Below are 10,605 nucleotides of genomic sequence, written 5' to 3' on the forward strand. Positions count from 1 at the left end.
TACTATCCTGTCACTACGGGATATGCCCTCATTTACGGGATGCTGACCGCAACTCGTAGGGCGTGGGTCAACGTTGCGGAGTCAGTCGTGATGATCAGGAGATTAATGCTGCCTGCCGATCGCCTAACAGCAACCATCATTTGACCTGACCGATCGAACTAAAACAGCCACGCTACTAGGCTCAGCGATCGCCGCAGGGTTTTGGGAGTTCGCTAGGATGAACTCTGAAAGCAAAGTCCAAAGCAAATTCCAGTCCCCTCGTTGATCGCCCGGACGATCGCCCTTACCGATGAACCTCTGGGAAAGCCTCAAAATGGCGATCGCCACCTTGGCCGCCAACAAATTGCGCAGCAGCCTCACCATGCTGGGGATTGTGATTGGTAATGCTTCGGTGATTGCCACGATCGGGGTGGGCGAGGGAGCCCAACGGTTTGTGACCGCCGAGGTGCAATCCTTGGGCCCCAATACATTGTTTATTCGCCCCGGCAGCCCGGAGGCCGATCGTCGGCCCCTTTGGCCCCCACAAACCCTGGTGCTGGAAGATGCGGAGGCCATTTCTACAGAAGTGCCCACCGTGGTGGCTGTGGCTCCGGAGCTGACCGGGAACGAGGTGGTGAGCTACCGGGGCCGCAACGCCAGCGTCACCGTCATTGGCACCACGCCGGACTATACCGAAGTGCGAGATTTCCAGGTCGATCGGGGCCGGTTCATTTCCAAGCTCGATGGTCAACGGGTGCAACGGGTGGTGGTGTTGGGGTCTGAGGTGGCGCGGCAATTGTTCAACGGCCAAGACCCGATCGGGCAGTCTGTGCGCATTCGCAACCTGCGGGCAGAGGTGATTGGGGTGATGCAGCCCAAAGGATCCAGCTTTGGCATGGATATGGACATGACCGTGTTTTTGCCGCTGCGCACCATGGCGAACCGGTTGGTGGGTCGTCGATCGCCCTATGGAACCAGTGTTAGTTATATTTCCCTGTCAGCGCGGGATGAAACGGTGATGCGGGCCGCCCAATTCCAAATTGAGAACCTGCTGCGCCGACGACACAAAATTGTGGGCGAGGATGATTTCACCGTTCGTAACCAGCAGGATTTGCAAAACACTCTGGGGGCGATCACCGGCACGTTGCAGGTGATGTTGGTGGCGATCGCCAGTATTTCCCTGCTGGTGGGCGGCATTGGCATCACAAACATCATGCTGGTGTCGGTGGCGGAACGAACCCAAGAAATTGGGCTGCGCAAGGCGATCGGGGCTTCCCAACGGGATATTTTGATGCAGTTTGTGATTGAAGCGACGATTTTGGCTAGTTTGGGCGGGGCGATCGGCACGGCCGTTGGCGTGGGCGGCTTGGCCTTGGTGAGCGCGGCCACGGACTTGGAAGCGGCCCCCTCCAGCACCGCGATCGGGGTGGCTGTGGGTGTCTCAGGCGGGATTGGTCTCTTTTTTGGCGTAATTCCAGCCCAACAGGCGGCCAAGCTGGATCCGATCGTGGCCCTTCGCAGTGCTTAGGTAGCACCTAGATCATGGCCACGGAAGCCACCGAACCCGAAACCAGCAGCACCGAGGACAACAGCACCGAGGACAGCCACCGGCCGCAAGTGTCGATCGTGCTGCCGGTGTTCAATGGGGCAGACACCCTGGCGGATACGGTGGCCTCGATTTTGGCCCAAACGGAACCCGATTGGGAACTGTTGATTATTGACGACGGCAGCCACGATCGCTCCCGGGCCTTGGCTGAGTCGATGGCGGCCGCCGATGGCCGGATTCGGGTTTATGCCTTTGCCAACGGGGGACAGGCGATCGCCCGGAATCGTGGGATCGATCGGGCGCGGGGGAACTGGATTGGGTTTATTGATGCGGACGATCGCTGGCATCCCGACAAGCTGCGGGCCCAACTGGCGGCCCTGGCGGCCAACCCCGCCGCCGGTTGGGTTTACAGTTGGACCCAACTCACCGATGATTCGGGCCGGGCGATCGGGCAGCCGGTCACCAGCCCCTTCAGCGGTTGGATCTATGGGCCCCTGTTGGTCACGGATTTTGTTTCCAGCGGGTCTAATGTGCTGGTGAGTCGATCGGCCTTGAGCCAAGTGGGCGGTTTTCAGCCAGACTTGGTTCCCTCAGAAGATTGGGATTTGTGGCTACGATTGGCTTGGCAGTTTCCAGCGGCCCAAGTGCCCGAATGCCATGTGTTCTATCGCCAACGGCCCACCTCCTCATCGGAAAACGTGTGGCGACAGGAGCGCGTCAGTCGGCAAATTTTGCAAACGGCGATCGCCCGATCGCCCAACCAGCTCACTCCCCATCGGGCAATCATTTGGGGCAACCGCTACAAATATCTGCTCTTTAAGGCGTTGGACGGCCCCGCCCAGCCGCGCCGCGCCAAAACCGCCACCCGCTTTGCCTGGCAAGTGTTGCAGTGCCATCGCGGGGTCTTGAAGCAATGGCCCTTGGTGGCGCAAATCTTGCTCAAGATGGGGCTGATGGGGCTACCGGGGACGATCGGGCAAAGGGCGATCGAGCAACTAGGGCTACAGCGCATCCAGGATCGAATCTTGGCCCTGACCCTCGTGCCCCGCTTTCAGGAGCCAATTCATTGCCAGCTCGATCGGTTCGATCGCCCCAAAGGCTGATCGCTCCTTGGCGTTTGTCTATCCGGCTGTCAATACCCCTTCCGTAAGTCAAAGCAACCGATTTGACGCACCGTGGGTAAAAAATTTGACTCCTGACTTTGCCCGAGGTTAATGCTAGGTGGGAGTATTTCGCCAAAGTGCCCATTGCTTCAATTTTTTCCAATTGAAGCCAACAATCTAATCTGATTCCAAGATCTCAAAAGCCACCTAAGTTACTGATCGAATTGAATTGAATTCACGGAACTTTTTCTGATTATGCATTTTATTTTTCATAATCCATTCTCATCAGAACATAAGCTTTTTTAATTGAAAAGCGTTTTCATGAGTGCGCTTTGGCACTTTGCCTTTACAAAATAAAACTATCTTTTAGATCCGGTTTCAATTCTAAACTTCTGAAGAAAAAATTATATTCCCTAAAAATCAGCCACGACTGACGGAGTTTTCCCATGAACTTTAACGAGTTTGGTGTGGCAAATTTTGCTTGTCGAGAATCAAATTCTGGGGCGCAAACGTTTGAAATCAGCCGCTCCTCGAACCCAAGTTTCCCAAAATTCAGCTTCTGGCACTTGGCATCCAACAATTTCCCAGTCAACCAAGTTTCTAGAAGTGAAAACTCTGTTTCCGAAACGGTTTCAGTAGCGGCTTCAACAGCAGATTTCTTGCTCAATGCGGCAGCGAGCAATTTAGTCGCCAATTCTGCAATTCTGGCCACCACGCCTGTCTCCCCATCCAACGGTGAATTAATCCCCCCGATCGCCCCAGGAACCCGGGAACGCCGCAGCGCCAATGATGGTTTTTATCGTGTGGAGCTAACCACCGAAAACGCCGATTTGGTTCTTGGGGGCATTGGCCGGGACTGGATTCAAGGTGGCGGTGGTGATGACGAATTACACGGCTTGGATGGGGACGATCGCCTGTTGGGCAACCAAGGCCGTGATCAGCTATGGGGCGATGATGGCCATGATTGGATTCAAGGGGGACAAGGGGCAGATAGCCTGTGGGGCGGCAGCGGCAACGATCAGTTACTGGGGGATTTGGGAGACGATTGGCTCGCGGGCGAATTGGGTCTTGATACGATGACTGGCGGCTTGGGGGCCGATCGCTTTTTGATTGGGATGGCGACGGATGGGGGCGCGATCGACCAAGCGGATTTGATTTTGGATTTCCGAACCAGCGAGGCAGATCAGTTGGTGCTGCCCAGCGGTCAACGGTTTGAAGATTTGGACTTCATCGCCGGAACGGGAAACAACAGTGGCGATACGATCGTGCGCGATCGGGCGACGGGCCGAAACTGGGTGATCCTGAAGGGAATCAGCCCCAGCAGCTTCAACGCTAGCAATGTGGTGTCCCAAGATAGCTTGGCTCCAACCCCGGCCGTGATTCGGTTCAGCAAGGGTAATTTTCTGGGCGTTGAGCTGGACGGCAAGGCGACCATTACCCTAGAGCGATCGGTGAACACGACAACGGACGTGAGCGTGAGCTTCAGCACCAGCGGCGGCACGGCCACCCCCAACCAAGACTTCACTCCCATCACCGGCTCGATCGCCTTTGGGGCCGACGAAACCCGCAAAACAATCACCATCCCATTAACAGACGATCGGCGCACGGAACCCAACGAAACCGTGATGCTGCTGCTGTCCAATCCCGTTGGAGCTGAGCTGGATTTGGCAACCGCTACCCTCACCATCAGTGATCATGGTCTTTGAGCAGCGTTGAAGTGGGCCGAGTAGTTGCCCATCGTCAATTTCGCATTTGAATCCAGAGCGATCGGGCATGTCGATCGGCGTGCCCCTGCTCCATTAAGGTTGGTCAAAAATTGATTGATCAGAAAATTGATTGATCAGAAATGGGTCAACGATGCCTCAAAAACATCTCGAAAAAGCGATAGAATCTCGACCCCTTTTCGTTGTTGATCGATGAAATTGCTGATGAAATTTGCAAATAGCCATTTTGGCTTTTTAGACATCTTGATTAAATTCCCCTTTGCATTATTTTTACAGCTCCTCTGATTCCCCAAAAACCATCCAATTCAGTTTCAGAGCGCAATTCCGGTTTCTCAGGAAAACTTTCGAAAAGAAACGTTAGGGTCTGTCATCAAATCCTCGCAATCCTGATCCTGTCCTGATCCGAGGGCAGGAGGCCAAAAACTGGAGCCTTCGTGAAAAACCGGTTTCAGCGGTCAGGGCCCACGGTCGATCGCACCGGCATCAGGGATTCAGTGAATGCGATGACAGCTCCTACCCTTCCCTGCGAATCAGTTTTGCTAGACGGAGCCGATCTATGGATTTCACCGGTTTTGAGGTGGCGAGTTTTGCCTATCGTGAAGCGGATTATTTAGCCCGAAATCCCGATGTGAACCTTGCGGTGAGCGGTAATTTGCTGCGATCGGGCTTTGCACATTTTTCACAGCATGGTTTCAGCGAAGGCCGCAGCCCCAGCGGTGATTATGAAATTTTGCAAGCGGTGTTGCCGCTTTACAACGAAGCAAACTATTTAGCCCAAAATCCCGATGTGCAAGGGGCGATCGGGCGGGGTCAACTCACTTCGGGCCTGGAACATTTTGCGCGATCGGGATTTCGAGAACGGCGCGAACCGGGCGGCGGGTTCAACCGCTTCAACTTTGGCAGCGAGTCGGCCGATTCGCTCACGGGGGGCGCTGGTCGCGATTTGCTGTTGGGTTGGAATGGTGATGATCAAATCCAGGGGCTAGCGGGCGATGACCAATTGGCTGGCAACCGTGGCCGCGATTTGATCTTTGGCAATGAGGGCAACGATCGACTGCGCGGCGGCAAGGAAGCCGATACCCTCTGGGGCGGTGCGGGCGATGATCAACTGCTGGGCGACCTGGGTGATGATCTGCTGTCGGGGGATTTGGGAGCCGACACCCTGGCCGGTGGCGCTGGGGCCGATCTGTTTTTGATCAGTGCGGTGGCGGGTGGCAGCTCGATCGCCTCGGCCGATGTGATTTTGGATTTTTTGCAGGAAGGAGCCGATCGGCTGGTCGTGCCCAGCGGTCAACGGTTTGAAGATTTGGACTTCACGGCTGGCATCGGCGTTAACAGCGGCGACACAATCGTCCGCGATCGGGCGACGGGCCGCTATCTGGCCGTTCTCAAGGGCATCAACCCCAATAGCTTCAGCGCCAGCAACGTGATTTCCCAAGAAAGTCTGAACGCCAACACCGCGATCCTGCGCTTCCTGGGCAGCGGCTTTGTGGGCAACGAGCCAGATCGCAACGCCGTGATTACCATTGAGCGTTCCGGCAACCTGCAAACCGCCGCCCAGGTCACCTTCAGCACCGGCAGCGGCACGGCCACCCCCAACCAAGACTTCACCCCCGTGAACAGCGCGATCGCCTTTGCTCCCGGCGAAACCCGCAAAACCATCTCAATTCCCCTAACAGACGATCGCCTCACGGAAACCGATGAAACCGTGGCCCTGCTGTTGTCGAATCCCGTGGGGGCCCAGCTCGATCGAGCCACCGCCACCCTCATCATCCGCGACGGCAGCGGCGGCGGCAGCAGCACGACCCCCACCGGCCCCACCGTTTCCCTGGATGGCAACAGCTACAGCATCAACGAAACCGGCGGATCCCTCGCCATCCCCGTGCGACGGACTGGCGACCTGTCCCAACCCCTGTCGGTGACCTACGCCACCAGCAACGGAACCGCCCTGGCCGGTCTCGACTACAGCGCCATCAACGGCCAGCTCACCTTCGCCGCTGGCCAGAGCGTCGCCAGCCTCACGATCCCGATCCTGAACGACAGTTTGGCCGAGCCAACGGAAACTTTCCAACTCAACCTCAGCAGTCCCACGGGCGGACAACTGGGCAGCATCAACGCCGCCACAATCAGCATCATCGACAGCGCCGCCAGCGGCTCCAGCGCGACCACCACGCCCACCAGTGGCCCGGTGCAATCCTCCGTGGCCAGTGCCGTTGCCTTCAGCCCCAGTGATTCGGAAGCCGCGATCACCGCCAAAAATGGCCCCAAAATTACCCTCGGCAACACCAACATCTACATCGGCTATCAACAGGTGTCGGCCCTCAATCAAGATCCGATCTTGGTCAGCTTCACCAACGGCGTGCGCAATTGGGTACGCACCGACTACGAAACCACCGCCGATGATGGAACAGGCACGGGCTTGGCTTGGGATGGCTCCAATCTCTATGCCGTCTTCACCTCCACCGGCAACCAACCGGGGAATAACCTCAGTCGCTTCACGGGCAGTGGCTGGCTCACGGGCTACACAGACGGCAGCCCCAGCGGCGGCGGCGGCGGCAAAGTGGGGATTTTGGCCAAGGTTGACCCCACCACGGGCAACATCCAAAGCGCCACTTACCTGACGGCTCGCAATGACAAGGGAACCGCCACCCTCGGTGACGACACCACCAACTCCCTGTTTGTGCGGGGTCTCAGTTTCACGGGCGGCAATGTGCTGGTGCAAGCGGATTCGGCCTATGCGCCGCGCCGTCCCGACAAAACAGCCATGACCCAAAGTGTTGGCAATGGTGCGCTGCCCGCCAGCACGGGCTACAACTACGAAGTGGTACTCTCAGCCAATTTGGGATCTGCCCTGTCCACGCGGGCCAAAGATTTCATTTGAGGCCTAGGATGCCAGGGCCCGCTCACGATCGTCTGGAGTTCTTGATGGCATCTACTGATTTTGAGGGAGGAAGCTTGGCCAATTCGGCAACGGCTGTTCTGGGCCAAGGCATTGAGCCACGTTGGACGATGGGTTCCAGTTGGGTTGCATCCTACTTTCTGCCCACCCATGCTCACAATTCCGGAGGCGGCTTCAGCACCCATCACGCGATCGAGACCCAAAATTCTGAGACCCAAAATTCTGAGATCAAAAACATTGATCACGTTTCCGAATTTCTCAGTACAAAGCAGCTTCTTTCTGGAGTTGATTGGCCTGAACATTCTTCGGTTGATGCTGGAGTGAATGATCAGGTTAATTTGGGTCAGATCAGTGATGATTTTTGGTTGAATTCCTGGGGACAAAATCGCAACCTGAGGCGCGGTGGAACGGGTGGCGATTTCAATCAGGATTGGGATCATCTTGGTCGTCGATCGGGAACCGATGCCCCCGATCGCCCGCTGGATCCCCTGACCGGAGCGCCTCAGGAGGAGGCCGCCGCAATCGCCCCAGATCTGCCCCGATCGATCAATGTGCCTCGCAACGGTGTGCAATCTTCGGTGAAAAACGCCGTTACCTTCGGAATCAACGACTCGGAAGCCGCGATCGCCGCGAAAAACGGCCCCAAAGTCACGATCGGCACCACCACCGTCTATATCGGCTATCGCCAAGTGACCTCCGCCAACAAGGATCCGATCCTGGTGAGCTTTAACAACGGGGTCAGACGATGGGTGCGCACGGACTACGAAACCACCAACGATGACGGCACGGGCACGGGTTTGGCTTGGGATGGTTCCAACCTCTACGCCGTCTTCACCTCCACGGGCACTCAGCCGGGCAATGGCTACAGCCGATTCACGGGCAGTGGTTGGCTGCGCGGCTACACGGATGGCAGTCCCGGCGGAGGCGGTGGCAGCCGGGTCAGCATTCTGGCCAAGGTTGACCTGGCCACGGGCAACATCCAAAACGCCACCTACCTGACGGCTCGCAACGATCGGCGCACGGTCAGTGTTGCGGATGATCGAACCAATTCCTTAACGGTCAAGGGGCTGCAATTCTCGGGTGGGACTGTGATTGTTCAGGCCGATTCCACCTATGCCCCTCGCCGGCCCGACAAAACCTCCATGACCCAACGGGTGGGCGGTGGCGCATTATCGGCCAACAGCAGCTACAACTACGAGGTGGTGTTGGCGGGCAATTTGGGATCTGCCCTTTCAACCAAAGCGAAGGATTTTGTTTAATCGCCAATCCAGCGCTAGAGTGCTGAGGGGCAAGGGTTTTGACCTTTTCCCTCAGCATTTCGACCCGAATCAGAACCCATGAAGTCGATCGCAGTTTTAGGAACCTCCTCCAACGCGGGCAAAAGTTGGGTAACCACGGCCCTTTGCGCTTGGTTGCGGCGGCGAGGTCTGCGGGTTGCGCCGTTCAAGGCCCAAAACATGTCCAATAATTCCTTCGTGACCCTGGAAGGGGGCGAAATTGGGCGGGCCCAGGCGGCCCAGGCGGAGGCTTGCGGGTTGCGGCCCGTGGCGGAGATGAATCCCATTTTGTTGAAGCCTTCGGGCAATAGCCGATCGCAGTTGGTGCTGTTGGGCCAAGCCGGGGAACATATTGCGGCGGCGGACTATTACCAACATATCGATCGCCTGTGGGAGGTGGTGGCGCAAACCCTGGCGGACTGGCGCGATCGCTGTGATGTGTTGGTGCTGGAGGGGGCGGGCTGCCCGGTGGAATTGAACTTGATGCACCGGGATTTGGTGAATTTGCGCCCGATCGAGCATCTCCAAGGGCGCTGGCTGTTGGTGGGCGACATTGAACGAGGCGGCATTTTCGCCCAAGCGGTGGGAACCTACCAACTGATGCCCCGATCGGCTCAGGCCTTGGGATTGGGCTTAGTGGTGAATAAGTTTCGGGGCGATTTGCGGCTATTTGCCGATGCCGATCGCTATTTTCAGCAGCATTTGCCCCACCTGCCCTACTTGGGAACCTTACCCTACGCGGCGGAGTTGCAACCGGAAAGCGAAGATAGTCTCTGTCGATCGGCCGAAGAGACTCCTATGGAATGCGATCACCCTGTGATTGCCTGGGTTCGGTTTCCGTTTTTGTCCAATTCCCAAGACAGCCAACCTTGGTCGATCGATCAAGGGGTGGCGGTACGCTGGGTGACGCGGCCGGCCGAGTTGGCCACCGCCCGGGCGATCGTGTTGCCGGGCAGCAAAAACACCCTGCGGGATTTGGCTTGGCTCCAGGAAACGGGACTGGCAGCGGCCATTCAACGGGCCGCCGCCCAGGGTGTACCGGTGGTGGGCATTTGTGGGGGCTATCAAATGTTGGGCCGATCGCTGGTCGATCGCACGGGCATTGCGGGGGCCGCGGGCGAGATGGCGGGGTTGGGTCTGCTGCCGGTGGAAACGGATTATTTTCCACAAAAAACCGTGCGCCAAGTGACGGCCCATTGGCCCAACCAGGCCGGTGCAACCTCACAGCACGACATTCCGCAACTCGATCGCTGGCAAGCCTATGAAATTCACATGGGTCAAACCCGCCCGATTGCCCCTTGCGATCCATTGTTGACCCTGGAGCCGATCGGGCAACCACCGGAACCGGAAGGGGCCCGATCGGCCCAAGGCTGCGTTTGGGGAACCTATGTCCATGGTCTGTTTGAGTCGGCGGCGGTGCGCCAAACCCTGACCCGCTTGGCCGGCATCACCACCCATCGCCCCAACCCCCAATCCTGGCAACAACATCGGCAACAGTTGTACGATCGAATGGCCGACCTTTTGGAAACATCCTTAACCCTGGATCGGCTGTGCGACTACCTGGAGGTTTGAGCCGATGGTGTTCGATCGACCGATGGTTTCTCAGTGGCAACTCGCGATCACCACCGTGATCACCAGGGGTGTAGGGGCGATCGGGCTGTTGGCCCTTGTGACCTTGGGCACACCCACCGCCCAGGCCCAAAGTCCCGGCCTGTTGGACTGTATGCGCCGCGCGGGAAATGATCCCTATGCCCTGGCCCGTTGCCGCAACCCCAACGCCCAGGCTCCCAACCTCGAAGAACCGATTACGCCCTCGCCCGGCAGCGGCAACTCCGGCGGGCCGCCGCCCAGCCAACCCAATTCCGCCAGCGGCCCTAGCAGCAACCCCAATCGTGGCAGTGGCTCCGCCGCCACCAGCACCGGTGTTCCGGCCAGTCGCTACAACTCCGCCAATCGATCGAGGATCACGATCGACTGCATGAGTGCCTACAGCGACCAACCCAGCGCCCTCCTAACTGAATGTGGTGCTTGGGCCCCTAGACGCAACACCCCCACCCCTTCCGCAACGCCCCAATTC

Annotated in this window: 7 protein-coding genes and 1 pseudogene; 7 read left to right on the forward strand and 1 reads right to left on the reverse strand. The window is 57.8% G+C overall.

Going from position 1 to position 10,605, the window contains the following annotated elements; all coding sequences use genetic code 11:
* The first annotated feature begins 289 nt into the window (after positions 1 to 289).
* Together AMR42_RS04465 and AMR42_RS04470 are read left to right on the forward strand one after the other, a co-directional pair.
* On the forward strand, positions 290 to 1,507 hold the full coding sequence (locus AMR42_RS04465; protein WP_099532267.1) for an ABC transporter permease: 1,218 nt from the start codon (positions 290 to 292) through the stop codon (positions 1,505 to 1,507).
* 14 nt (positions 1,508 to 1,521) lie between these two features.
* Positions 1,522 to 2,628, forward strand: coding sequence for a glycosyltransferase family A protein (locus tag AMR42_RS04470; RefSeq protein WP_099532268.1), 1,107 nt, complete (start codon positions 1,522 to 1,524; stop codon positions 2,626 to 2,628).
* Positions 2,629 to 2,974: 346 nt separating this feature from the next.
* Here AMR42_RS04470 and AMR42_RS20225 read toward each other — a convergent pair whose 3' ends face one another.
* Positions 2,975 to 3,415 (reverse strand): hypothetical protein, encoded by a 441-nt coding sequence (locus AMR42_RS20225; RefSeq protein WP_158234354.1) that lies wholly within the window; start codon positions 3,413 to 3,415, stop codon positions 2,975 to 2,977.
* Positions 3,416 to 3,431: 16 nt separating this feature from the next.
* Between AMR42_RS20225 and AMR42_RS04475 the strand changes: the two genes are divergently transcribed.
* From AMR42_RS04475 to AMR42_RS04495, 5 genes and pseudogenes are all read left to right on the forward strand, one after another.
* Positions 3,432 to 4,334 (forward strand): Calx-beta domain-containing protein, encoded by a 903-nt coding sequence (locus tag AMR42_RS04475; protein WP_158234355.1) that lies wholly within the window; start codon positions 3,432 to 3,434, stop codon positions 4,332 to 4,334.
* 574 nt (positions 4,335 to 4,908) lie between these two features.
* Complete coding sequence (locus tag AMR42_RS04480) at positions 4,909 to 7,233, forward strand: Calx-beta domain-containing protein (RefSeq protein ID WP_099532270.1); 2,325 nt, start codon at positions 4,909 to 4,911, stop codon at positions 7,231 to 7,233.
* A 44-nt stretch (positions 7,234 to 7,277) separates the two neighbouring features.
* Positions 7,278 to 8,510, forward strand: coding sequence for a hypothetical protein (locus AMR42_RS04485; RefSeq protein ID WP_099532271.1), 1,233 nt, complete (start codon positions 7,278 to 7,280; stop codon positions 8,508 to 8,510).
* 78 nt (positions 8,511 to 8,588) lie between these two features.
* Positions 8,589 to 10,100, forward strand: coding sequence for a cobyric acid synthase (locus tag AMR42_RS04490; RefSeq protein ID WP_099532272.1), 1,512 nt, complete (start codon positions 8,589 to 8,591; stop codon positions 10,098 to 10,100).
* Between the two features lie 4 nt (positions 10,101 to 10,104).
* Positions 10,105 to 10,605, forward strand: a pseudogene (locus tag AMR42_RS04495) (hypothetical protein); the annotation flags it as partial.

Origin of the sequence: Limnothrix sp. PR1529 (genome assembly GCF_002742025.1) — a bacterium.
GTDB lineage: Bacteria > Cyanobacteriota > Cyanobacteriia > CACIAM-69d > CACIAM-69d > CACIAM-69d.

Bases quoted from the DNA above. Each gene is read 5' to 3' on its own strand.
- AMR42_RS04465 (WP_099532267.1), top strand. From the start codon at position 290: ATGAACCTCTGGGAAAGCCTCAAAATGGCGATCGCCACCTTGGCCGCC.
- AMR42_RS04470 (WP_099532268.1), top strand. From the start codon at position 1,522: ATGGCCACGGAAGCCACCGAACCCGAAACCAGCAGCACCGAGGACAAC.
- AMR42_RS04480 (WP_099532270.1), top strand. From the start codon at position 4,909: ATGGATTTCACCGGTTTTGAGGTGGCGAGTTTTGCCTATCGTGAAGCG.
- AMR42_RS04485 (WP_099532271.1), top strand. From the start codon at position 7,278: ATGGCATCTACTGATTTTGAGGGAGGAAGCTTGGCCAATTCGGCAACG.
- AMR42_RS04490 (WP_099532272.1), top strand. From the start codon at position 8,589: ATGAAGTCGATCGCAGTTTTAGGAACCTCCTCCAACGCGGGCAAAAGT.